At 41.3% G+C, this 24,206-nt stretch carries 20 protein-coding genes; 5 read left to right on the plus strand and 15 right to left on the minus strand.

Annotation, left to right across the window (positions count from 1 at the left end; translation table 11 throughout):
* Positions 1–47 precede the first annotated feature (47 nt).
* The 10 genes from AK822_RS06185 to aspS all read right to left on the minus strand — a co-directional run bounded on the left by AK822_RS06185 (position 48) and on the right by aspS (position 10,700).
* Positions 48–1,073 (minus strand): capsular polysaccharide synthesis protein, encoded by a 1,026-nt coding sequence (locus tag AK822_RS06185; protein WP_060490953.1) that lies wholly within the window; start codon positions 1,071–1,073, stop codon positions 48–50.
* A complete protein-coding gene (locus tag AK822_RS06190) occupies positions 1,009–1,863 on the minus strand; it encodes a glycosyltransferase family protein (protein WP_060490954.1) in 855 nt (284 codons plus the stop codon). Before AK822_RS06190 ends, AK822_RS06185 begins: the two co-directional genes overlap by 65 nt.
* A 54-nt stretch (positions 1,864–1,917) precedes the next feature.
* Positions 1,918–2,685, minus strand: coding sequence for a glycosyltransferase family 25 protein (locus AK822_RS06195; protein WP_060490955.1), 768 nt, complete (start codon positions 2,683–2,685; stop codon positions 1,918–1,920).
* A gap of 10 nt (positions 2,686–2,695) precedes the next feature.
* Positions 2,696–3,460, minus strand: a complete 765-nt coding sequence (locus AK822_RS06200) for a glycosyltransferase family 25 protein (protein ID WP_060490956.1) — start codon at positions 3,458–3,460, stop codon at positions 2,696–2,698.
* Positions 3,461–3,505: 45 nt separating this feature from the next.
* Positions 3,506–4,528, minus strand: a complete 1,023-nt coding sequence (locus AK822_RS06205; RefSeq protein ID WP_060490957.1) for an NAD-dependent epimerase — start codon at positions 4,526–4,528, stop codon at positions 3,506–3,508.
* Positions 4,528–5,694: a nucleotide sugar dehydrogenase gene (locus AK822_RS06210; protein ID WP_060490958.1), complete on the minus strand. Its 1,167-nt coding sequence runs from the start codon at positions 5,692–5,694 to the stop codon at positions 4,528–4,530. Before AK822_RS06210 ends, AK822_RS06205 begins: the two co-directional genes overlap by 1 nt.
* A 41-nt stretch (positions 5,695–5,735) precedes the next feature.
* Positions 5,736–6,737 carry a Stealth CR1 domain-containing protein gene (locus tag AK822_RS06215; RefSeq protein WP_060490959.1) on the minus strand — a complete coding sequence of 334 codons (1,002 nt, stop codon included), beginning with the start codon at positions 6,735–6,737 and terminating at the stop codon, positions 5,736–5,738.
* Positions 6,738–6,753: 16 nt separating this feature from the next.
* Positions 6,754–7,470, minus strand: coding sequence for a glycosyltransferase (locus AK822_RS06220; protein WP_372885560.1), 717 nt, complete (start codon positions 7,468–7,470; stop codon positions 6,754–6,756).
* 373 nt (positions 7,471–7,843) lie between these two features.
* Positions 7,844–8,806 carry a lysophospholipid acyltransferase family protein gene (locus AK822_RS06225; RefSeq protein ID WP_060490961.1) on the minus strand — a complete coding sequence of 321 codons (963 nt, stop codon included), beginning with the start codon at positions 8,804–8,806 and terminating at the stop codon, positions 7,844–7,846.
* 67 nt (positions 8,807–8,873) lie between these two features.
* On the minus strand, positions 8,874–10,700 hold the full coding sequence (aspS, locus tag AK822_RS06230) for an aspartate--tRNA ligase (protein WP_060492193.1): 1,827 nt from the start codon (positions 10,698–10,700) through the stop codon (positions 8,874–8,876).
* A 368-nt stretch (positions 10,701–11,068) separates the two neighbouring features.
* On the opposite strand from aspS, the gene sohB reads away from it, so the two are divergent.
* From sohB to AK822_RS06255, 5 genes are all read left to right on the plus strand, one after another.
* Positions 11,069–12,049 (plus strand): protease SohB, encoded by a 981-nt coding sequence (sohB, locus tag AK822_RS06235; protein WP_060490962.1) that lies wholly within the window; start codon positions 11,069–11,071, stop codon positions 12,047–12,049.
* Positions 12,050–12,294: 245 nt separating this feature from the next.
* On the plus strand, positions 12,295–13,545 hold the full coding sequence (locus AK822_RS06240) for an acyl-CoA dehydrogenase family protein (RefSeq protein WP_060492194.1): 1,251 nt from the start codon (positions 12,295–12,297) through the stop codon (positions 13,543–13,545).
* Positions 13,546–13,698: 153 nt separating this feature from the next.
* Positions 13,699–14,982: a phosphotransferase family protein gene (locus tag AK822_RS06245; RefSeq protein WP_060490963.1), complete on the plus strand. Its 1,284-nt coding sequence runs from the start codon at positions 13,699–13,701 to the stop codon at positions 14,980–14,982.
* Between the two features lie 68 nt (positions 14,983–15,050).
* Entirely contained in the window at positions 15,051–15,803 is a 753-nt protein-coding gene (locus AK822_RS06250; RefSeq protein WP_060490964.1) for a histidine phosphatase family protein, read from the plus strand.
* Between the two features lie 226 nt (positions 15,804–16,029).
* Positions 16,030–16,899, plus strand: coding sequence for an SDR family oxidoreductase (locus AK822_RS06255; protein ID WP_087945578.1), 870 nt, complete (start codon positions 16,030–16,032; stop codon positions 16,897–16,899).
* A gap of 126 nt (positions 16,900–17,025) precedes the next feature.
* Here AK822_RS06255 and AK822_RS06260 read toward each other — a convergent pair whose 3' ends face one another.
* The 5 genes from AK822_RS06260 to AK822_RS06280 all read right to left on the minus strand — a co-directional run bounded on the left by AK822_RS06260 (position 17,026) and on the right by AK822_RS06280 (position 24,016).
* Complete coding sequence (locus AK822_RS06260) at positions 17,026–18,726, minus strand: AMP-binding protein (protein WP_060490965.1); 1,701 nt, start codon at positions 18,724–18,726, stop codon at positions 17,026–17,028.
* A 637-nt stretch (positions 18,727–19,363) separates the two neighbouring features.
* Entirely contained in the window at positions 19,364–21,061 is a 1,698-nt protein-coding gene (locus AK822_RS06265) for an AMP-binding protein (RefSeq protein ID WP_060490966.1), read from the minus strand.
* A gap of 551 nt (positions 21,062–21,612) precedes the next feature.
* The gene (locus tag AK822_RS06270; protein WP_060490967.1) at positions 21,613–22,404 is read right to left on the minus strand and encodes an ABC transporter permease; all 792 of its coding nucleotides are present in this window, start codon (positions 22,402–22,404) and stop codon (positions 21,613–21,615) included.
* A gap of 100 nt (positions 22,405–22,504) precedes the next feature.
* Positions 22,505–23,383 carry an ABC transporter ATP-binding protein gene (locus AK822_RS06275; protein ID WP_060490968.1) on the minus strand — a complete coding sequence of 293 codons (879 nt, stop codon included), beginning with the start codon at positions 23,381–23,383 and terminating at the stop codon, positions 22,505–22,507.
* Positions 23,384–23,425: 42 nt separating this feature from the next.
* Positions 23,426–24,016: a hotdog family protein gene (locus AK822_RS06280; RefSeq protein ID WP_060490969.1), complete on the minus strand. Its 591-nt coding sequence runs from the start codon at positions 24,014–24,016 to the stop codon at positions 23,426–23,428.
* Between the last annotated feature and the right edge of the window lie 190 nt (positions 24,017–24,206).

Consider the following 24,206-nt stretch of genomic DNA (forward strand, 5'->3'; position numbering starts at 1 on the left):
GGTGATTTATATTATAGTGACAGTCCGCATTAGTAATAAAGCTGTATTTAAGTATTTTTTAATAAGTATTCATAGTACGAATCAGGTCTGACTTGTTTAACATAAGACATTTTATGGATGCCAGCTTGTGAGACTATGTTTTGATAATCGGCTTCAGCATAAGGGTTATGCAAAGTAGCAACTAATAAATGAGGTTTAGTATCATCGATGATAGGGCATTGATACTGTGCAAGTTTGCCCTTAATTAGCGTGTCAAATAAGATTTGGAAGAAAAAATAATGAGGAATATATTCTTGCGTTTTCCAAAAGTTTAACATTAAATCCAAACACGTATGAATGACCGGATTTTTTTTGTGAGCAAAGATAACGCTATTCAGTAAGTTTACCTTGTGCTTACTATCCCAGTTAAAATAGTAGCTGTTAAATTTATGCCATTGTTGTTTATTATGTGCGTCTGTGGCGCGCTGGTACATAAAAAAACCATTATCCTGTAACATATTAGGCAAAGGTTCGGTGAGATAGATAGTTGCATCTAACCAAACGCCGCCATAAACATCAAGTAATGCTAGGCGTAATAAATCTGCAAAAAATGCCGGTTTAAATCCTGAGAGTGTTTTTTTATCCCAAACAAATCTAGGTAGATCCAGATATTCATTAATATTACTGTCATCTAGCCGAATTATTTTATAGTCTGGACAGTGTTTGTCTATCGATTTGAAATATAATTTAACTGATTCAGGCAATTGATTTTCATTAATGCCTTGACCCCAATACTGCCAAATTATTTTTTCATCATAAAATTCTCTTTTTGACTGTAATGAAAAAAATTCTAGCTTGTCACTGTAATATAGCTCAATAAAAGATGCCCAACACGTGGCTACTTGGTTTTGTTGCTCAAGATTGGCCTCTTTTTCGAACGCTTTGCGTTTGCTGTGTGGGGTGATTAAGTTATATAGATAACGATAAGGCTTTTTCTTTTTCTTTTTAAGCTGTTTATGGCTCTCACTATCAGAAAAAAAGTGAGGCGATATATTGCTTGAATCGAGTGTTGAGCTTTCTTCGACGTTTGCCATTCTTCTGTTCCCAGTCAGATTTTGTAATTTTGTCATTTGTTTCAGCTCTTAGATAAGCATGTCCGCCAAATCGATAATGTGTTTTATCCGAAAACATTATTTTTGAGCTTTTTTTCCAGTATTCGTGCTCTCCACGTGTGAAATAGGGTGGTAGAACTTTAATGTCTGTACGATCTAATGCAAATTTGTTCAATTGACTTTCATCATGCCATAGTGCAATAACGTTATTTTTTAAATCTAATTCTGTGTTTTGGTTGAGAGTTTCGCACATCTGTAAATATGCATGAGATTTCCCACCATTCAACGCACCTGTGAAATAATATCTTCCTTTATGATAGGGAATATATGCTTGTGATTGAGGGTTACGATCATAAGTGTAGGCACGTTTATTGAGATGAAACATATGAGGCTGGACGCCGAGACTCAGCTCCTCATGGTGATCGAGAGGCAACAACTCATCTTCAGTGATATCAGAAAGAAACTCTGTATTGGCATTAAAGTAGAATATGAAGTCATACTTTTCAATAATAGACTTTGCCCCTAAAAAGAATTTAAAGCGCATCAATGTGCTATAAGGCCATCCTAAAGCCTCTTGTTTTATCATTGTGACATTCGGATAGTCAGTCTGCCTGCTGATTAATGCTAGGTCATCCGTAAATAAAACATAGTGTTTGTTACTATTGGGAAGTAAGTGTTTTTCAGCAGAGCAATAGAAGTAATCCCAAAAAACGGTATATCGACCAGTGGCAATATATAATATGGCTACAGATGGTTTATTATCTTCCGTCATTACTTTCCCATTCCAAAATTATTATCATAATAAAATATTTAACGATAAAAAATGCTATTTAAAAACTACTTCTGTCGCAAATATGGATTTCTTAAGTTTCATCCCAATCCTGTTAATTTCGCGCTTCGCTTTAAACATAGCAGGTTTTTTCTCTGACTTCATACGACCTTGACGATCTGTAATTAGGGCGCTTGGGAGCGAGGGATTGCCTTTATTTAACAGCATTTCTTGAATGCATATAGTAGGGATCATTTGATAGACGGGTTCAGCGCCATGTTTGATAAAATCGTCAAACATTAACTCATCAAGCGGTCGCAGTTTGTTTTTTGAGATATAGTCCAAATATACTTGCGCACCACGTAACGACAAAATATAACCGGCGGTACCTAAATTTTTCCCTTTTAATTGGGCAATACGCCGCCTATTTGAGACAATATCAGAGGAGTTGGAGGACAAAAAAACTTTTTCGGAAAAAGCTTCTGTTTTAATAATATGCCAGTCAGGTTTTATCCAACTCGTGGTGGTTAATAGCGCTTCTGCATCTTCACCTAAATATATATCGTCTTCAAAAATGGCTAAATACGGTATATTTTGATCAATCATTTGTTGCCAAACGGAAGCATGACTCATAAAACATGCCAATTCGCCACCAGTCAAAGCGATGTTTTCTAAATTAATGGGCAAATTTTGAGCATAAGCATGAGCCAAATCTGGAGTTAACGCATCAAAGAACTCAAAATCTACTTTATGTTTGCCAAACTCTTCGTTTATATGCTTTCTGCGCTCTACCGCAGATTCTAAACTTATTACAATATTTTTCATAAAATATAAACTACTTGTTTAGGTATAAGTTGGCAACAGCCGTGGTTTTATTTTGCCACATTCTTTTCTGTTTTTTTATATTATAGGACAAGTCTCTATTTTCTTTGTCTTTGCGTTTTATGTTTTGCGAAGCCTCGGTTCCTAAGATATCACTGTCAAGTCCCAAGGGCTGTACCAATGCAGGCCAAACCCCCAAACCTTTCCCATTGTCACTCAGCCATTGTTGGAAAAATATATCGACGGGCATAGAGATGGGTTTGGCGGCTGCTATAAATGCTTCAGCACCCTTACGTGACCAAATGAGGCCAAGACCACGAATAGGGAAATAATAGGCGTGCCATAATGTATGTTTATCAAAGCTCACGATATCCCGAGCAAGCTTTTTCTTTTTTGCTGCAAGATTTATCAAGTACCAGTCCAACGTTGGATGAGCATATAAAAACGCTAGGGTTTCATTGACGATTGTCTTGAAGCTGGTAGACAATGTCATATCATCTTCTAGTACAACCAAAAAATCAGCATCCGTCTGCAAAAATTGTTCAGCGCAGTTGTAATGACTTAGATAGCAGCCGATTTCGGCGCTTAATAAGCCACGTCCTAGATTTTTTCTGGCTTGAGAGTCATCATAATCTGCAAAATCAGACAAATTTTTACCGCGGCCATCATAGGCTGGTATTCTTTCAAATGGCCACTCTATTTGCTCTAACTGCTGAGTTGCGCTCTCTAGACGCGTATCGCTTCCATCTAAATTAATCAAATATGTCAATGTCTTCATAGGTTGACTCTTCCTTGCTATATCTATTCTACGACTTATCGAGTTTTATGCTTGCTGTGATTCTTTTGGTTCTTCTAAATAATAGGCTCTGTACCAATTTACAAATTTCAAGATGCCATCTTCGATACTGGTTTCGGGTCTAAAGCCAATGTCGGCTGTTAGCTCGTCTATGTCGGCATAAGTCGCTGGGACGTCACCTGGCTGCATGGGCAACAAGTTTTCTTTGGCTTTTTTACCACATGCACTTTCAATCGCGGTAATAAAGCGGCGCAGCGTTACGGGTTGGTTATTACCGATATTATAGATTTGGTAAGGCGCTATCGCTGTGGTCGCAAAAGATTGTTGTGGTTTTGGGATTTTATCAATAATACGAGTGATGCCTTCGACAATATCATCAATGTAGGTGAAATCACGTTGCATCTCACCATTGTTATAGACATCTATCTGCTCGCCTGCTAATATTTTTTTGGTGAATGAAAAGTAGGCCATATCAGGGCGACCATAAGGGCCATAGACCGTAAAAAAGCGTAACCCTGTCGTGGGGATATTGTATAAATGACTATAAGTATGTGCCATTAATTCGTTGGATTTTTTGGTCGCAGCATATAAGCTAATGGGATAATCTACACGATCTCCAGTGCTAAAAGGCTGCTTGATATTCATACCGTATACAGAGCTAGAGCTGGCGTATACCAAATGTTTTACCTGAGTCTGTCGACAACCTTCAAGCACGTTCAGAAATCCAACCACATTGGAATCAATGTATTCATGTGGCTTTTCGATAGAATAGCGCACGCCCGCTTGTGCACCGAGATTAATCACGATATCAAAGCCATGTTCAGCGAATAAACTGGCCATGGCTTCACGATCAGCCAGATCTAAGGTGATAAATCTAAAAGTATCTTCGTTTGATTGTTCGCTTAGAATTTTGAGACGGTCTTTTTTTAACGCGACCTCATAATACGAGTTTAGGTTATCAATACCAACGATAAAGCAATCATTGCCCAGCAATGCTTTAATTAAATGAAAGCCAATAAAACCTGCGGCACCAGTCACTAAAATCTTCATTAATCGCTCCCAAATAAATCTCTAGTAAACACTTTATGCGACACGTCTTGTATGTCTGCAGATAAGCGGTTCGCCACGATAATATCGCTCATGGCTTTGAATGCGTCCAAATCCTTAATGACTTTTGAGTTAAAAAACTCTTCTTCTTTTAACACGGGTTCATAGACAACCACTTCGATACCTTTTGCTTTGATACGCTTCATAATGCCTTGAATAGCAGACGCTCTGAAATTGTCCGAGCCACTTTTCATTACTAGTCGATGGATACCAACGACTTTTGGTTGCTTTTCAATGATTTTATCGGCAATAAAATCTTTACGAGTGCTATTAGAGTCAACAATAGCTCTGATAAGGTTGCTCGGGACGTCATCATAATTTGCCAATAGCTGTTTGGTGTCTTTAGGCAAGCAATAGCCACCATAGCCAAACGATGGATTGTTGTAATGATTGCCGATACGCGGGTCTAATCCTACGCCTTCAATAATTTGCTTGGTATCTAACCCAAAAGTCTGGGCATACGTATCCAGCTCATTAAAATAGGCAACACGCATCGCCAAATAAGTATTAGAAAATAATTTAATGGCCTCCGCTTCAGTAGATTCAGTAAATAGCTGAGGAACGTCTTTCTTTATTGCACCTTCCAAGAGCAAATCTGCAAATTGTCTCGCACGTTCCGACTGCTCACCGACGATAATTCTCGAAGGGTAAAGATTGTCGTATAGCGCTTTGCCTTCGCGTAAAAATTCAGGCGAAAAAATGATGTTATCTGTCAAAAATCGTTTTCTAATATCATTGGTATAGCCGACAGGCACTGTTGATTTTATAACGATTAGCGCATTTTTATTGACACTCAGCACCTCTCCAATGACGCTTTCAACACTTTGGGTATTAAAATAGTTGGTCTTTGAGTCGTAATCCGTAGGGGTAGCAACAATAATAAAATCTGCGTCTTTGTAAGCTGCTTTGGCATCTAAAGTGGCTGTGAAATCGATGGGTTTGTTGAGTAAAAAATCTTCAATATCTGGATCTTCAATAGGAGATTGTTTGGCATTCAACATCTCCACTCTTTCTGCTATGACATCGACAGCGATTACTTTATTGTGCTGGGCAAGTAACATAGCATTGGATAAACCGACATAGCCTGTACCTACTACTGTTATTTTCATAAAAATTCCAAGGTTATATTTTTATTATTATAAGATTGATTCTATTTAGTGAGACTTAGCAATAACGATGATGGCAGATGCTGGGAAAACTTCTGAATCATCGCCTCGGTAATATTGCTACGGGAGTCAGAGTCCAGCAAGTCTAAGCTTTGTATGCAGCCATATTTGACAGATTGTTTTTGTAAACCTGCTAAAAAATCCTCAACACCGTTTTCATTTTTTAGATAGTTGATTGCTACGGGCGGCTTGAGACAAGCTTTTCCTTGTTGAATCTTTAAGTGATTCATTAAGGTAATGGGATTTACCTGAGCCACATCTCTAAATTTATATTGAATTTGCTCAATCAATAGCTGAGGGTGATGCAAAAGATAGTTTTTTAAAATATTCTTATCGACAATATGGGGATAGTGGTGCACTTCAAAAAACTGATTCATCCCCAAGATTTTAGCGCTGAGCATTTGGGCAATCGTATGTTTGGGTTGAACTTTTTTGCCTGATAATTTTTGTAGAGATTTTCGATATTGGAGTTTGGCTTGTAGAAGAGTGTTTTTTCGCCAATGACCATGAATGATAATCGTGTCGTCATCTAAAAAATCTGTAATAACAGCAGGTTGGTTGAAGAAAAAGTCATCATTCATGTATATAAAATAATCAGACAGACCTGAGATATTCCATAGCATGCTTTCAATAGACCGCGTGTTAAAAGTAGGCAAAAACTGCTCATAGCCCGCAAAGAGGTCTTTATGATCGATGATACGTATCTTGTCTTTTGCACAAATATTCTGTTCAGCAAATGCTTCAATCAGTTCCGGTTGCTGTTGGTCGGTGACGATATAGATATGTCGACAGAAAGGTACGTATTTTATGATGGAGGCAATATTGTAATATATTTCATCGTTACTGGCGAAACGTGTTGAGCTGATAGCATCAGATGCCGCGCTGGTTGTTTTCTGATAACGCGCTCTTTTTTGTTTAAGCAGTGGCTCATCACCATCTACCCAAGCAATCACAATATCTATTTGCTTTTCATCATCTGCTTTCATGGTATTTCCTATGGGTTTATCGCCAATAATCTTTTAGCCAAGGGCTTGGCTTAACATGACGATACCACTTGCCGCCGCTACCATTGATGGCATCTGGCGGATTAATCTCACCATGAAAGATGACAATCTTTGCGCCATCCGGCAGAGTAGGTGCACGCACAAAGTTAAAGGGAATAGGGGCGATGCATTGGTACTTGAAGCTGACACACCATGTTTTATCCCAATACTCTAAATGATGATGCTCACGTAAATAGTTAGACAGATAAGCCTGCTCATGGCGCACTTGGGTACGAATGGTGGCAAAGTTACGCTCAAAGTTTGCGAGCAAATCAGGATAGGTGTTCATGCCAATATTGAAACGATAAACAGAGCTATTACCAATCATTCGCCACGGTTTTTTCCAATCACGGATAATCACCACGCTGTCTTTGTGCTGAGCTTGATAGGCAAAAAAGGCATCTATGTTATCAACAATAACAATGTCGATATCTAAAAATAAAGCCACACCTTTAAGACCATATAGTTCAGGTTTGAAAGTCGTGAGTTTTTTCCAACCACGCTCAGGCCCCGCAGGCAAATCCATCTCTGGAATAGGATGGCAAGTCACAGCAGGGTCGATACCGCTACTATCATCAGTGAGGCAGATCATTTGGAAGTCTAAGGTCAAATGGCGACTGACCATATTATAAAGACGGTTGACGTACTCAGCGCCGTATTTGTCACCCCATTTCATACAGATAACATAACGCTGCTCAGCAGTGCTGCTGCGTGCATGCGTGTGGTCTGTCGATGAGGTATTGGTTACGTCAGTTGCCATAATGCACTCATATTAATATAAATAAAAAATATTTAGGGCGTGTTCTCATTTTTAACATGGTGATGAAAATGAGATAAATTGTCGCCAAACAAGAAAGTAGCGCAGACAATATTGAGCTATTGACTGACTATTTGACGCTGTTTAGCAAAATTTAGCCATCTCTAATCCATATATAAGACGATCGATTGAACTGAGGACACGCCTTAGTAACGTCTAAGGATACAAAAGTCAGCCAATATTATCACAGCTAGGATTCACGATATCTCTAAACGTTTGGCTAATTGTAATGTCATTGTTCATGGCCAGCGCGCGTGATTGTATCATGAACGTTTTGATCGTTAGCCAGTTTGTTGTCAAGAATGAATTTGGCCAAAGTTTCTTCATCAACGTTGTAAGGATTCCCTAATGTGGGAATGTGTTTGAAACGTCGATAGCCCCACATATAGTGACTGCATTTTTCTTCAATCATCTGTTGCATGGCTTGGTTAAGTGCATAAGCGGCGGTCTCGGCATGACGATCATAAAGTGCTGGATCATCGAGCTTATAACAATAGATGTCAAATCCACGACCATCGTCACGGCGAATACAAGATAAGCCGACCAAGGCACATCTGGTTTTACTAGCAAGTTTAGAAGCAAGAGTACTGGTTAGCGTTTTAATACCAAAAAAGGGTACAACCACGCCGCCCGAAGGATCAGGAACATGATCGGGTAAGACGATACTAAAGCCCCCTTGTTTGAGGGTTTTAAATATGGCTTTGACGCCGCTACCATCGGTTGGTACTAAGGTTGCATTAAGTCTTGAACGCCCTTGTAACACAAAGTTGTTGGTAATGTCACCTTTAACAGGTTTGTACATAATGGTTGGGGAACCAAATTGATTGAGCCAAGCGTTCATCATCTCCCACGTACCAAGATGCGGCACGATAGCGAGCATGCCGTTGGAACTAGCAAGTCCTTCTAATAAAATGTCTTTATTATGAACGTCGCGAATCTGAGCGATACTCCACTCAGGTGGCATGGCCCAGCTTTTGATCGATTCAATACTGGTCAAACACTGGTGATAAATAATCTCTTTGGTTAACACTTGTTTTTGCACATCAGTCAGCTTAGGCGCAATTAACGCCATATTGATACTGACTGTACGCATGATACTCAAATTGGGTATCTTGATAATCACCCACGCAACAAAACGTGCCAGTATCTGCAAGACAGACAATGGCACGATTTTAAAAATGTGATACGGATTCATAACCATTCACACGGTGATGAATCACGTAATAAGTACTGAGAAAAATATCCGGACATCGTTAGACCATTTATTGCGCAGGTTTGTTGGTGTCAGCCTGTGCTTTTTCGCGCACACGGATACCAAGATCACGTAGCTGTTTGCTATCGACTTCAGCAGGTGCTTGAGTCAGTGGGCATTCAGCAGTTTTGGTTTTCGGGAAAGCGATAACATCACGGATAGAGTCTGCGCCTACCATGAGCATAATCAGACGATCCAAACCAAAGGCCAAGCCACCATGCGGCGGCGCACCGAATTTTAGGGCGTCAAGTAAGAAGCCAAACTTGTCTTGAGCTTCTTGCTCGCCGATACCTAAAGCATCAAGTACCGCTTGCTGCATATCAAAGGTATTGATACGTAAGCTACCACCGCCAACTTCTGTACCGTTCAATACCATATCATAAGCGATAGAAAGGGCAGATTCTGGGTTGTTTTTCAATTCATCAACAGAACCTTTAGGTTTAGTAAACGGGTGATGCATTGACGTCCAACGACCATCGTCAGTTTCTTCAAACATTGGGAAATCAGTGACCCAAAGTGGCGCCCACTGACAAGTAGTCATCTCAAGGTCTAGACCAATTTTTTGACGTAGTGCGCCGATTGCGTCATTGACGACACTGGCTTTATCCGCACCAAAGAAAATAATATCGTTGCTTTCTGCACCAGTACGCTCAATCAAGCTGACCAATACGTCATCAGTCATGTTCTTGATGATAGGAGACTGAAGACCAGATTCTTGGTCGACGCCGCTATTAATGTTGCTGGCGTCATTGACTTTGATATACGCCAAACCACGTGCACCATAAATGCTAACGAATTTGGTATAAGCATCGATTTGCTTACGGCTTAATGACGCGCCGCCCGGGATGCGTAGGGCAGCAACGCGACCTTTAGGATCGTTAGCAGGACCGGCAAATACTTTAAAATCAACGTCTTTCATTAAATCAGCAACGTCGATGAGTTTTAATGGAATACGTAAGTCAGGCTTGTCTGAGGCATAGTCACGCATAGCTTCTGCGTAAGTCATGCGTGGGAATTGCTCAAACTCAACATCCATCATGGTTTTGAATAAATGCTTAATCAAACCTTCGTTGATGTTCATGATTTCTTCTTCATTTAAGAAAGAAGTCTCAATATCCACTTGGGTAAATTCAGGCTGACGGTCAGCACGTAAGTCTTCGTCACGGAAACATTTAGCGATTTGATAATAACGATCAAAACCTGACACCATCAGCAACTGTTTAAATAGTTGTGGTGATTGTGGCAAGGCGAAAAAGTTACCTGGGCGTGTGCGTGATGGCACAAGGTAATCGCGCGCGCCTTCTGGCGTTGCACGAGTCAAGATAGGGGTTTCAACGTCTAAGAAACCATGGTCATCTAAGTAACGACGAATGGCTGACGTGGCTTTAGCACGGAAAACCATACGCTCTTGCATTTGCGGACGGCGCATATCAAGATAGCGGTATTTTAAACGCAAGTCTTCTGATACCGTGGTTTTTTCATCATTTAATGGGAAAGGCGGTGTTTCAGATTTCGCCAATACCTCAATTTCTTTGCCCAACAGCTCAATTTGACCACTGGTCATATTATTGTTTTCAGTACCCGCGTAGCGTTGACGTACGCGACCAGTGATTTTTAGCACATATTCAGGACGTACCGCATCAGCAGTAGCAAAGGCTTCTGGTGTATCAGGGTCAACGACGACCTGCAAGATACCCGCGCGGTCACGCATGTCTAAAAAAATCACGCCACCGTGATCGCGACGACGATGTACCCAGCCTACGATACTGATGGTTTGATCGATGAAGCTTTCGGTTACGGCTCCGCAATATTCGTCTCGATATTCGCTATGCGTCATAGTGCTTTGCGTCATAATATAATTATCCAGTTGTCAGCCCAATTCGAAATACAATAATGCAGCCATTGCTGTACGATTCAAGCTATCCGCTAAAAACGCACAAACACCGCGATTAAGACAAATGGTCATCACGTTGGCTACAGAAAATTTGATGTAAACGCATATTATGCCTAATCTGCCCTTGTTATACAACCAGTGGCGTCCAATCAAAGGGTAGGAAAGTATCAGTAATGGGCGTATTTATTCAGTAACATTTGCATTGGGTTAAATATTGTCATTTTGCTTGAAAATATCAGCCACTGTGCACATATCAGGCTCACTTATAAAATCTTATTAAAATTATTCTAATCATGTAAGGAATGCTACTCATGCTTTTTCACCCTGCTAAGAACCCTGTTGAGCTACAAGTTGTTCATCTAAATAAAAGCCAAGAACAACGCCGTGAAGACTTAATGGAGGCAACTCAAGGTAAAGCCGCGCTTAAGCAATTCAAAAAAGTAATGACTAAAAAAGCCAAGCAAGCATTGAAGGCAAAAAGCAAAAATAAGAAAAAAAACAGTGATAATAAATCACAAGTTTTCGTTCTCGACTTTGACGGTGATATCAAAGCCACGGCAGTCAAGCATTTACGCGAAGAAATCAGCACATTAATCAGCAGCGCAAATAAAGGCGATGAAGTCGTGGTACGTCTTGAATCAGGCGGCGGGTTGGTTCATGGTTATGGTTTGGCAGCAGCGCAATTGGCACGTCTAAAAGAGGCTGGTTTAAAACTAACGGTTTGTGTTGATAAAGTCGCGGCCAGTGGCGGTTATATGATGGCTTGTGTGGCAGATAACGTAGTGGCTGCGCCCTTTGCCATTATTGGCTCAATCGGTGTGGTATCACAGTTGCCAAACTTTCATAAATGGCTAAAAAATCATGACGTCGATTATGAGATGTTTACCGCTGGTGACTATAAACGTACTGTCACTATGTTTGGTGAAAATGACGCTGACGACCGTGCCAAATACCAAGAAGAGCTGGAGCAAACGCATGAGTTATTCAAACATTTCGTGAATACCTATCGTCCAGCATTGGATGTCGCAAAAGTAGCAACAGGCGAGCATTGGTATGGCGAAGATGCGCTAAAATTGAATTTAATTGACAGTTTGCAAACCTCAGACAGCTATATTTTAGAGCGTATGGAAGACAATGAAGTCTATGCGCTGCATTCACGTCAAAAGCCAACGCTGGCCGAAAAGTTGGGATTGTCACAAGCGGCAGAGGCCACCGTGAATATGGCGATTGATAAACTACCAGATGCGCTAGCACGCTTTGATTTTAATAGCCGTTTAAATATCCTAAAGTAATTTTCAATTTTCCAATCTAAATAGATGCATTGTTTGTATTTTGTAAAAGGCGTGTCCTAGCGGGTCGCGCCTTTTTGCTGTTTATTCATAAATGCTGTGTTATAAATGTGGCATACAGAACAGAGTATACGCACGTACACTATAAAATTAGCATTGGGCTTTTTATAAAAGCTTTATGTGAACGTGATGAAAATCATTAACCATCAGCAAGGAAAAGGATGCCAGCTATGTCTGAAAATACATTGATGTTTACTGCCACCGAACATGGTCAAACCATGCACGCCAAAGTCAAAGCATTTATCGAAACCCATATTGAGCCAATAGAAGCACAGTTTTGGGCGGATTGTCATGCGCAAAACCCAGACGGTAATTGGAAAAATTGGCAATGGCCAGAAAAGTACGAGAGCCTACGTAAACAAGCACGCGAAGCCGGTCTATGGAATTTATTTTTGCCAGATGACACGCTAGGGGCAGGGCTGTCGGTGACCGATTATGCACCGATTGCCGAGCTCACTGGACGCAGTTTATTAGCGCCTTATGTGTTTAACTGTAATGCCCCTGATAGCGGCAATATGGAGCTGTTATGGCGCTATGGTTCTGAGGAGCAGCAAGACAAATGGCTCACACCAATCTTAGAAGGTAGAACGCGTTCGGTATTTTGTATGACTGAGCCTGATGTCGCCTCCAGTGATGCGACCAATATGCAAGCGACAGCTGTGGTTGATGGCGATGAGATTATTATCAATGGCAGTAAATGGTGGTCATCGGGTCTGGGTGACCCTGCGGTCGATATTTTGATTGTAATGGCGTACACGCCTGATGAGAATAAAGACCGTCATCATCAACATTCGATGGTATTGGTCCCAGCAAAGACAGCGGGTGTCAACATCGAGCGTATGCTCAAAGTCTTTGGCGATTATGATGCGCCGCATGGCCATGGTGAAGTCAGCTTTGATAACGTACGTGTGCCCGTCAGTCACTTTATCGGTGGTGCAGGTATGGGCTTTGAGATTGCACAAGGTCGCCTAGGACCAGGTCGTATTCACCATTGCATGCGTTGTATTGGCGCTGCCGAAAAGTCGATAGAGCTGGCTGTTAAGCGCGGCATGCAGCGTACCGCTTTTGGTAAGCCATTATTACAACTGGGTGGTAACTTTGAGCGTATCGCTGAGGCACGTATTAAGGTTGACCAAGCGCGTTTATTGACACTATATGCAGCGCAAAAAATGGATGCGCAAGGCACAAAAGCAGCATTGACTGAAATCTCAGCTATCAAAGTGGTTGCGCCAACCGTGCTACAAGAAGTGGTTGATATGGCGATTCAGATTCATGGTGGCATGGGCGTTTGCCAAGATACGATGCTACCTGCATTCTTTGCCCAAGCTCGAGCATTGCGCTTAGCCGATGGTCCTGATGAAGTGCATAAAACCATGATTGCTAAGTTAGAATTAAAGCGTCAGGGTTTTATTCGTCCTTCTAAATCTGCTAAATCCTAAGTTTAGTTATTCATAAACTTATAGAAACTGATTTAAATAACCATCTGCTTAACTTAATTTCTCATTGAAATTCACTATTACACCGTTAATAGTGAATTTTCATCCCTATACTCACTGATAAAACATATTTGACCACACGATAAGGAATGTCTTATGGCAACTGCTAATCAAAGCAACACTACCGTCAAAGAAGTAGCTAATAAAATCTTAGATAAAGGCGGCGAGGTTCGTGAGGGCGAAGAGCTTGATGCCAAAGCGGTCAGCTCATGGCTACGTGCTCAAGGCGTCGATATAGAAGGCGAGCCTACCGTTACTCAATTTTCAGGTGGTGCATCAAACTGGACCTATCGTTTGCAATATGAAGGCGAAGGTAAAAGTAAAAGCCAAGATTTAATTTTACGCCGTCCACCAAAAGGCACCAAAGCAAAATCAGCACACGACATGGTGCGCGAATATACGGTTCAAAAATCCTTAAAAGATGCTTATCCTTATGTGCCTAAAATGGTCGCGCTATGTACGTATGAGTCCGTCATCGGTGCAGACTTTTATGTCATGGAGCGTATGGAAGGTATCATTCCTCGTGCCAATTTGCCAAAAGGCATCGATTTAAATGAAGAGCAAACGCGTGCATTATGTACCAATGTTATTGATGCTTTGATTGAATTGCATCAAGTCGATTATAAAGCGCATCCTGACTTGGTCAATTTAGGTCGCGGCGAAGGGTACTGTGAGCGCCAAGTTGCAGGTTGGGACAAGCGTTATGTCAAAGCCAAAACACCTAACGTCCCAAGTTTTGCCTTAGTACGTCAATGGCTTGGTAAGCATACGCCTGCTGACAGTAAGACTTGTCTCATTCATAACGATTGGCGCTTTGATAATGTGATTTTGGATGCAGCAGATCCGACCAAGGTGATCGGCGTACTCGACTGGGAAATGGCGACCTTGGGCGATCCTTTGATGGATTTGGGCAGCGCATTGGCGTATTGGATTGAAGAAGATGACAACATCATTATGCAGCAGTCACGCCGTCAGCCCACCCATTTAAAAGGCATGATGACTCGCGATGAGGTGGTTGCTTATTATCTTGAGCAGACAGGTCTAGAGATAGACAACTGGACGTTTTATGAAGTGTTCGGGTTATTCCGTCTAGCGGGTATCGTTCAACAAATTTATTATCGCTACTATCATAAACAAACGACCAATCCAGCCTTTAAAAATTTCTGGATTATTGTGCACGTATTACATGCCAAATGTCTTAAACTGATTGCTCAATATGAAGGTGAGATTTTGTTTACTAGCCGAGTACAGCCACATCTACAGGATATGGGTGTTGATGCTGCGATGATTGAGCAGTTGCCAAGTCCTATACAGACTGTGATTAAAGGTATCTTACCAAAGAGCTATTTTGGACAAAGCGCACCTAAAGCTGAAGAGTAAGCAGCTTAAAAATTAAAAATCTAGGGCTTTTAAAAATTATAAGAGTGCGATTAATAAGGCAATATTTTATGACAACCATACTTTTGGCCCGTCATGGTCAAGCGTCATTTGGACAAGAGAATTACGATCAACTCTCAGAGCTGGGTGGCAAGCAAGCGCAGATGCTAGGTCAGCATTACGCGACGACTCAGCGTCGAATCGATGCGATTTTTACTGGTAGTTTGGTTAGACAGCAAGACTCTGCACATCATTTTTGGCAGCGTTATCAGTCATTTGTTGATAGCGATATCTCTAGTAAGCCTGCGATCGATATAAGTGCGCCGGATAGCTATGTACTGCCACAATTTGATGAATTTAATCATAAAGACGTGTTTATAAAGTCTAATCCTGCTTTTATGAGTAAAGGTGCTATTGCGGCTGAGATTGCGCAAGCAGAAGTGCCGTCTATGCGTTTAGCGGAGCTGTTTGATGCCGCAATGCAGCGCTGGCATGCAGGTGACAATGACAGTGATTATATTGAGAGCTGGTCACAATTTAATGAGCGGGCAAAACAAGCGCTTGAGCAAGTGCGTTTGCAAGTGGCTAATCTGAATTTAGAGCGTGATAGTACGGTGCTGGTGTTTACTTCGGGCGGCATTATTTCGGCTATTACCGCGCAGTTATTACAACAAGGCAGTCAGACTGCGTATCAAATTAATAAAAACTTGGTTAATACGGGCGTGACGTCTATTACTTTAAAAGCGCAGAGTACACGGCTATTGTCTTTAAATGAATACAGTCACTTATTTGCTGATGGCAAACGCTTCTTGACGTGGCGATAACATAGCATGTGATGGCGGTAAGACATCAAGGTCATAATTAAGCAATGATTAACATCAGGATAAAATGGCTATTCTAAACACGTAGCCGGTTTTTATGTTATTAAAATCGGCTATGATAATTGTTGAGTACTTTTTGTGTATTTTTATGACAGACAAGCCGCACTTATCAATTTGCGATATTATAGACTGTCAACTTCATATAATATGGATGTAAACAGGACGTTCTATGCAAAATAAATTGATCAATTTAGTCACTAAAAGCGCCAAACAAAGTAAAAATCAGCTATTTAGCGCGATTCAGCCCGCACGATACCTAAAAGGTTTAAGTAAACAGCAGATTGGTCGTGGTAAAACAGTATTAATCACGGGTGCCAGCTCAGGACTGGGCGAAGGCATGGCAAGATTGTTTGCCAAGCTTGGCTATAATTTGGCGATTTGCGCGCGTCGTACCGACCGTCTAGAAAGTCTACAAGCAGAGCTGATGGCAGCGTATCCTGATATTCGTGTTGAATATCGAGCATTAGATGTCAGTGACTATGATGCCATATTCGATGTATTTGATGCGTTCGCAACTGACTTTGGTCATATCGATCGTGTGGTGGTCAATGCGGGCGTCGGGGATAGTCGCCGTATTGGTAAAGGGCGCTTCGATACCAACCGCCGCACCGTTGAGATTAACTTTGTCTCTGCGCTCGCGCAATGTGAAGCGGCGATGAATATATTCCGCGCACAAAACAGCGGTCATCTGGTGGTGATATCAAGCATGTCAGCAATGCGTGGACTGCCTAAGCATTTGACCGCTTATGGCGCAAGTAAGGCGGGTCTGGCTCATCTGGCAGAAGGCATTCGTGCTGATATGTTATTAACCAAATTGCCCATTAAAGTCTCGACCATTTATCCAGGTTATATCCGTACTGAAATTAATGAAAATGCCAAACCACTACCGTTTGAAGTGGATGCAGATACGGGCACCAAATCCATCGTTGCAGCGATTGAGGCTGGAGTCGATGAAGCTTGTGTACCAAGTCTACCGTGGTCTATCGTCGGTCAAGCAATGAAGCATTTGCCATTGCAAGTGGTCAATAAAGTCAATTAGTAACTAGTTGACTTTATTGCTTTGGCATCAACAGCAATGAAGTCAAAAAGAAGACAATAAAAAACCCTCAACCTTAATGCTGAGGGTTTTTTATTGTCTTCTTTTTAAAAATCTAAAATCTATGCACTACAGGGTTTGAGGATTATCCGACATATGCTTTTCACGTAGCTTTTGACGCAATATTTTACCCACATTACTCTTTGGCAACTCGCTCACGAATTCGATATGACGTGGGCATTTATAACCAGTCAAATTGTCCAAAGCAAACTCTTTAATATCACTCTTGGTAACATTGTTATCAGCAGGGACAATATAAATTTTGACTGCTTCGCCTTGGTGGTCATCAGGAATACCGATCACTGCGCAATCAATGATGCCTTTATAATCTAGCATGACTGACTCGATTTCATTTGGGAAGACATTAAAGCCTGAAACCAAAATCATATCTTTTTTACGATCAAGTAAAGTGATATAGCCCTGTTCATCCATACTGATGATATCGCCAGTACGGAAGTAACCATCGCTGGTAAAGTCATTGCTATTGTCTTTATTAAAATAGCCTGAAGTGATGTTTGGGCCTTTAATACACATCTCGCCAGCTTGATGTAAGCCGACACGATTACCTTCATCATCAACGACAATGATATCTACACTAGGGACTGGTATACCAATCGTACCGTTAAACTTGCGATCAGTGATGACGTTAGCGGTACCAGCTGCAACCCCTTCAGTCATACCCCAACCTTCGACCATCGGGCAACCAGTAACTTCTAACCAGCGCGCCGCTGTTTGTTCAGTTGCTGCCATACCACCTGCTTGTGAGATGCGCAGTGAGCTAAAGTCCAAATCTTTAAAGGTTGGTTGGTCAAGCAAGCCTTTAAACAAAGTATTCACCGCTGGCAATATATGGAACGGCTGTTTTGACAGCGTTTTAACAAAGCCTGGCATATCGCGTGGGTTAGGAATCAAGATAAAGGTGTAACCTGAGCGCATGCCTAACAGAGTCAGCATAAAGGCAAAAATATGATAAAGCGGTAACGCCATGACCATATTGATATAGACCTCATTAATATCTGAGGTGATAGGGCGGTACCAAGCTTCTGACTGCATCGCAGCGGCGACAACGTTACGCTGAGTCAAAACAGCGCCTTTCGACAAACCAGTCGTTCCACCAGTATATTGCAAAATTGCTTTTTGTTGTAATGTGGTTTTTGGGGCTTGGATAGGCAAATTTTTGCCTTTCTTCAGCACATCAGGAAACTTGGTCACATCGTATTTAGGGTCATTTAGGTTGTATTTAGGCACTAAGCGTTTGACCTGACGGATAACCGTATTGACCAAAATACCCTTTAGTCCCATCATATCGCCCATTTTCGAGAGGACAATACGTTTGATGTCGGTTTCTTCAATAACTTGTTCAAGTGCTTGAGCAAAGTTATCAACCACAAAAATAACCTGAGCACCAGAATCATTTAATTGATGGCGCAGCTCACGACCGGTATACAGTGGGTTAACTGGGGTACACACGTAGCCCGCTCGCAAAATACCAATCATCGTTGGCAAATATTGCGGCACGTTTGGCATCATGAGTGCAACCACACTGCCTTTAGGAATGCCTTGCGCTTGTAACCATGCAGCAACGGCAAGTGAGGCTTTATCCACATCACCATAAGTATGAGTGACACCCATACAAATAGTCATAGGATGCATACGAAAACGATTGAAACATTCCTCATACAGCTCTATGAGGCTCTCATATTGATCAGGATTAATGGTCTTGGGTACGTTTTCTGGATATTGCGCCAGCCAAGGCTTATCTACTGTCATACTTAGCGTCCTTAAATGTTGTGATACGTTAAGGTTCTATAAAAGAGTAGTCACATCCTTGTCAACAATATAAATCATCGCCTTAAGAGCAATGGATTGTCGCGTGCTATCCTATCGATTCACAGACTGCTAAAATACGGTGACCTCTATATAAATTATTTAACTACAAGCTCATTTCACTATAAAAAGCAGTGGTCTAAATACAGTAAACAGCTGGTTACTATTATCCTTACTAAGAAAAGCACCACTTGCTCATAAACTGATCTGAATTGAACGACTATCGACTCACACTAATAAAAAATAGCGTGACTTATTTTGGCAACACATTAACATAACTACAATTGATATTGTTATTTTTATACAAGAACTTGATAGTTTATAATTAAGTTTGATAAAGCAAAAAATATATGTTGTAACAGCATAGAGGATAAGCGGTTAGCAACAAGGTGCGAACGGCATTTTCCTTGGAAATTTGTGAATCATTATACGAATCATCTATTTTGTAAAAAAAGTTGTTAGGTAAAAGCATTAACATTATAGTTACAAAGGAATAATTTTCTGTATAAGAATGATAGATTCACATAAAAAAAGCGCTCTACATATGATGTAAAACGCTTTTTGATAATGATTTCTTTATTTACAATTGTGGGTTGTCCGACATATGCTTTTCACGCAGTTTTTGACGTAATACTTTACCCACATTACTCTTTGGCAACTCGCTGACAAATTCGATATGACGTGGGCATTTATAGCCAGTCATATTGTCCAATGCAAATTCTTTAATGACGTCCTTGGTGACATTGTTATCGGCAGGGACGATATAAATTTTGACCGCTTCACCTTGATGCTCATCGGGAATACCAATCACCGCACAATCAATAATACCATCACAATCTAGCATCACTGATTCAACCTCATTTGGGAAGACATTAAAGCCTGAAACCAAAATCATGTCTTTTTTACGGTCTAATAATCTAAAGTATCCTTTTTCATCCATGCTGACGATATCGCCAGTGCGAAAGTAGCCATCTGCCGTAAAGTCATCACTACTGTCTCTGTTAAGATAACCTGAGGTTACGTTAGGACCTTTGACACACATCTCACCAGCTTCGTTTACACCAACGCGATTGCCTTCATCATCGATGACAATGACATCGACACTAGAGACAGGCACACCAATCGTACCGTTGAACTTGCGATCAGTGATGACGTTAGCGGTACCTACAGCGACCCCTTCTGTCATACCCCAACCCTCAATCATGGCGCAACCAGTGACTTCTAACCAGCGAGCAGCTGTCTGCTCAGTTGCTGCCATACCACCTGCTTGCGAGATACGTAATGAGCTAAAATCTAACTCTTTAAAGTTTGGATGATCAAGTAAGCCTTTAAACAAGGTATTAACCGCTGGCAATATATGGAACGGCTGTTTTGATAAGGTTTTAATGAATCCTGGTATATCACGTGGATTAGGTATCAAGATAAAGGTGTAGCCTGAGCGCATGCCGAGTAAACTGAGCATAAAGGCAAAAATATGATAGAGCGGTAACGCCATGACCATATTGATATAGACCTCATTAATCTCTGACGTAATCGGTTTGGTCCATGCTTCTGATTGCATCGCAGCCGCGACGATATTGCGCTGCGTTAAGATAGCCCCTTTAGATAGTCCTGTTGTGCCACCTGTATACTGTAAAAATGCTTTTTGATCTAATTGCATTTTTGGTTTGTGGAACGGCAGGCTTTTGCCTTTCTTCAGCACATCAGGAAACTTGGTCACTTCGTGCTTAGGGTCATTCAACTTGTACTTAGGCACTAAGCGTTTGACCTGACGAATGATGGTATTCACCAAGATACCTTTTAGCCCCATCATGTCGCCCATTTTTGATAGGACAATACGCTTAATATTGGTCTCATCAATGACTTGTTCGAGTGCTTGAGCAAAGTTATCAACCACAAAAATAACCTGAGCGCCAGAATCATTTAATTGATGGCGTAATTCACGACCAGTGTAAAGTGGATTAACTGGGGTACACACATAACCCGCCCGCAAAATACCAATCATCGTTGGCAGATATTGCGGCACGTTTGGCATCATGAGAGCAATCACACTGCCTTGAGGCAGACCCTGCGCCTGCAACCATGCAGCAACGGCAAGTGAAGCTTTATCAACATCATCGTAGGTATGGGTCACGCCCATACAGATACTCATAGGGTGCAGACGAAAGCGCTCAAAGCATTCTTCGTACAGCTCCATGATGCTGCTATATCTATCGGGGTTGATAGTTTTTGGTACACCATTAGGATAATGGGCAAGCCAAGGTTTATTCGGCGTCATAGTCAGCGTCCTTGAAGTTTAAAATAGGGTGAATTCTGTCGTAAAGCAGTCATATCCGTGTCAATAAAACACATCAGCGCTGACGTAAACCGTTTGCCGCTGAGCGTGATAATATCCTTATCTATTGACTGGCTGCTAGGTTTTATTGCTATCGTTCAATTGACTTAATCATTATTAAAGGATAATGAAGTCAATTGAACGAACAGATCGCTTAATCATAAAAGCATTTTTGCTCTCAAATAAGCTCTACCTGTTATCTAACACTAAGGTATCAGAAAATAACGATACATTTAAGCAATACAGTAGCATGAATATCATCAAATACTATACTAGTATGAAATACTGAGCAGTGCATAAATAAAGCTGAAAAATATGATTTTTATGGAATTTCACGTGATTAGATAGATGCGCTGTTTGTCACTTAAGATACGCTATTCGCCGCTTAATAAGTATAGAAATGAATGAGTTAAGAAAAAATTTATCATAGCCAACATCAATATATCAACTAGAGATTTGTCAGCACTCCAACTGAATGTAGTTATGCTCAATTATTAAGGTAATATCAGCTGCTTGTTTTTATTAAAAAAGCGTCGATAAATGAGTAAAGCGCTGATCGTACAGCCGAGCGTACTGCTCACACATATCAAAAACATAGTGACTATCTGATAGCGAATCGCTTGAGTGGGGTCAGCGCCAGCCAATATTTGACCTGTCATCATCCCGGGCAAGCTAACGATACCGACGACTAGCATAGAGTTCAGCGTCGGAGTCATGCCATTGACAATGGCGGCGCGTATTGGCTCATGCACTGCTTCAAATGGGCGAGCAGATAGGCTGAGCATCATCTCTATACGTCCTTGCTGCTCATGAAAGGATTCAATCAACTGGTTGCTGGTCAATGAGATAGCGGTGAGCGAATTGCCCAATATTAGCCCCAATATAGGAATAACGAATTGCGGTGTGTACCAAGGCTGTACCTTTAAAATAATCATGATGGCTATCGCAGTGACTAATATAGCCGAAGCGCTTACTGCCAGCAAAGTGTCAGTTAACAAACCTTTATAGCTACGTTTGACGCGATTTTTGGCAGCAGCGCCTGCAATCAAGGTCATGATGGTCAAAATTAACAGGACTTCATACCACTGTTCACGAGCAAAAATCCATGCCAATATCAAACCGATAAAACTAAGCTGGAGCACCGTGCGGATAGCCGCGATTAACAGCGTTTTGGTCAGCTGTAAGCGTAGCCGCCAAGAGATAATAAGAACGATGATAATTAAGCTGCTGGCAAGGGCAATATCACCGTAAGTTAAAAATACTTGTATATCATCTGTACCGCTCATAGTGGCTCATTATATAAACTGACGAATATAAGATAGACGTTAATGCGAATTTGTTAGAAAAAGTCATCTTAAAGAGTGACATGACAGGATTAGCTCAACGTTAGAATATCTCAGTTAATACCCCTGCTTGCATCTGCCAATGCTGATCGGCTAACGGCATGATGTCTTTTGTATCGTGAGTTACCCACAGTAATGTACGCTGACTATCTGCCTGTAACCAGTTCATGAGTAGATTGACGAGCTGGGCTGATGTGTCACTGTCTAGGGCCGCGGTAGGCTCATCTAGTAATAACACCCGTGGGTTCAATTGTAAGAGGCGTAACGTGTTGACCAGTTGCCGCTCGCCGCCCGATAGATGATAGATTTCTTGCTGTAAAAAATCAGCGCTGCGTTGCAAGTGCCCAAGCTGTGCGATATGCCAGTCGATATCAAACCTGCGATGCTGATGCGCTTGTAGCTGATAAGGCATTTGCAAGTTCTCAAGCACACTGCCTTCTAATAATTGTGGGTGCTGGGCGAGTAGGGCAACGTGCGTGCGCCACTGTATCGGTGCAGTATCATGGATACTACAATAAGCACTACTGGTTGATTGGTCATCAGAGCGCAAACGAACATTGCCACCGCTCATGGGCAGTAGTCCAGCCAATACCCGTAATAATACCGATTTACCACTACCAGAAGCGCCTGTTAACACGGTTACTTGACCTGCTAACAGCTTGCCTGTGGCGCCATCGATTAATAATCGTTGATGAGCAGGTATGATTGGCTGAGAGACAGTGTTTGGTCTTAGTTTGCTGATCCATCTTTGACAAATGGTAGATAGCGCAGATGTTGTGGCTTCTGTGGCTTCCATATTTTTGTTATTAATACTTTTATCGTCAACCTTATTCTCATTATAGGCAGGTATGCTGGCTGTACGTTTACTGTGTACTTGAATATTCTCGAATATCAGTATCGGTTTATTATTATGAAGATGCATAAGTCATTATCACTAATTATTCAGCCACTAAGTATCCAACCATTAAGCATTCAACTGCTCGTGGATCGCTTGCTCAATGGCATCGCGTAAATGCTTTGGAACACGAATAGGGCGCATGGGCGTGGCACTAGCAACCGCAGTATCTGCCTTACTATTGGATAGCGGTTTGGTTTTGACTTGGTTTTGCACACAAGCAATGATGATTTTGCCACTACTTAATAAGCTGCTAGCATTGGCATTGCTATTAGCATGATCAAGAGAAAGGCTGTCTGGACTGTGACGATAAATGCTCTGGTAAAAGATAATGCTGGCAGGTTTTAACTCGACTTTATCGATGCGCACACTGATGACTTCATCTAACAGAATGGCTTTTTTGTATTGCAAGTCTGCTTGACTGACGACAAAATGTTGGATTTCTCCATCGTCAGTCTGCAAAAAATATCCATTTAAATTCAGTTCCCCAAACCAATCACGGCGGCAGTTTTCAAAAAACACCAAATGATTGGCATGGTAGACTATACCGCCTGCATCAGTATGGTTAATATAGACGTTATAATTTTTGGTAAACAATGGCGCACATTCGCCATCTACACTTGCCACTGTGTTTGTATTTTTGCTGTTATTTTTTATCATAAAGATGCTCGGTCATTGTTTTAGTAAATATTGCTCGATGTTCATGATTCGATGGCCAAAATTTGATAGTAGCCATATTAACCACAACTACTCTAGCTTAAGATATCAGGGCGCGCAACAGTTAGGTCGGTCGACGTCTGTTATGATAGTGGATTATGCATTTTCATGGCCCATTTCTTTATATTAGCAC

This window comes from Psychrobacter sp. P11F6 (assembly GCF_001435295.1).
In the GTDB taxonomy this organism is placed as follows: Bacteria; Pseudomonadota; Gammaproteobacteria; order Pseudomonadales; family Moraxellaceae; genus Psychrobacter.

Excerpts from the sequence above, each read along its gene's own strand:
- AK822_RS06185 (WP_060490953.1), bottom strand. The coding sequence starts at position 1,073 with ATGGCAAACGTCGAAGAAAGCTCAACACTCGATTCAAGCAATATATCG.
- AK822_RS06190 (WP_060490954.1), bottom strand. The coding sequence starts at position 1,863 with ATGACGGAAGATAATAAACCATCTGTAGCCATATTATATATTGCCACT.
- AK822_RS06195 (WP_060490955.1), bottom strand. The coding sequence starts at position 2,685 with ATGAAAAATATTGTAATAAGTTTAGAATCTGCGGTAGAGCGCAGAAAG.
- AK822_RS06200 (WP_060490956.1), bottom strand. The coding sequence starts at position 3,460 with ATGAAGACATTGACATATTTGATTAATTTAGATGGAAGCGATACGCGT.
- AK822_RS06205 (WP_060490957.1), bottom strand. The coding sequence starts at position 4,528 with ATGAAGATTTTAGTGACTGGTGCCGCAGGTTTTATTGGCTTTCATTTA.
- AK822_RS06210 (WP_060490958.1), bottom strand. The coding sequence starts at position 5,694 with ATGAAAATAACAGTAGTAGGTACAGGCTATGTCGGTTTATCCAATGCT.
- AK822_RS06215 (WP_060490959.1), bottom strand. The coding sequence starts at position 6,737 with ATGAAAGCAGATGATGAAAAGCAAATAGATATTGTGATTGCTTGGGTA.
- AK822_RS06220 (WP_372885560.1), bottom strand. The coding sequence starts at position 7,470 with ATGAAATGGGGTGACAAATACGGCGCTGAGTACGTCAACCGTCTTTAT.
- AK822_RS06225 (WP_060490961.1), bottom strand. The coding sequence starts at position 8,806 with ATGAATCCGTATCACATTTTTAAAATCGTGCCATTGTCTGTCTTGCAG.
- aspS (WP_060492193.1), bottom strand. The coding sequence starts at position 10,700 with ATGACGCATAGCGAATATCGAGACGAATATTGCGGAGCCGTAACCGAA.
- sohB (WP_060490962.1), top strand. The coding sequence starts at position 11,069 with ATGCTTTTTCACCCTGCTAAGAACCCTGTTGAGCTACAAGTTGTTCAT.
- AK822_RS06240 (WP_060492194.1), top strand. The coding sequence starts at position 12,295 with ATGTTTACTGCCACCGAACATGGTCAAACCATGCACGCCAAAGTCAAA.
- AK822_RS06245 (WP_060490963.1), top strand. The coding sequence starts at position 13,699 with ATGGCAACTGCTAATCAAAGCAACACTACCGTCAAAGAAGTAGCTAAT.
- AK822_RS06250 (WP_060490964.1), top strand. The coding sequence starts at position 15,051 with ATGACAACCATACTTTTGGCCCGTCATGGTCAAGCGTCATTTGGACAA.
- AK822_RS06255 (WP_087945578.1), top strand. The coding sequence starts at position 16,030 with ATGCAAAATAAATTGATCAATTTAGTCACTAAAAGCGCCAAACAAAGT.
- AK822_RS06260 (WP_060490965.1), bottom strand. The coding sequence starts at position 18,726 with ATGACAGTAGATAAGCCTTGGCTGGCGCAATATCCAGAAAACGTACCC.
- AK822_RS06265 (WP_060490966.1), bottom strand. The coding sequence starts at position 21,061 with ATGACGCCGAATAAACCTTGGCTTGCCCATTATCCTAATGGTGTACCA.
- AK822_RS06270 (WP_060490967.1), bottom strand. The coding sequence starts at position 22,404 with ATGAGCGGTACAGATGATATACAAGTATTTTTAACTTACGGTGATATT.
- AK822_RS06275 (WP_060490968.1), bottom strand. The coding sequence starts at position 23,383 with ATGCATCTTCATAATAATAAACCGATACTGATATTCGAGAATATTCAA.
- AK822_RS06280 (WP_060490969.1), bottom strand. The coding sequence starts at position 24,016 with ATGATAAAAAATAACAGCAAAAATACAAACACAGTGGCAAGTGTAGAT.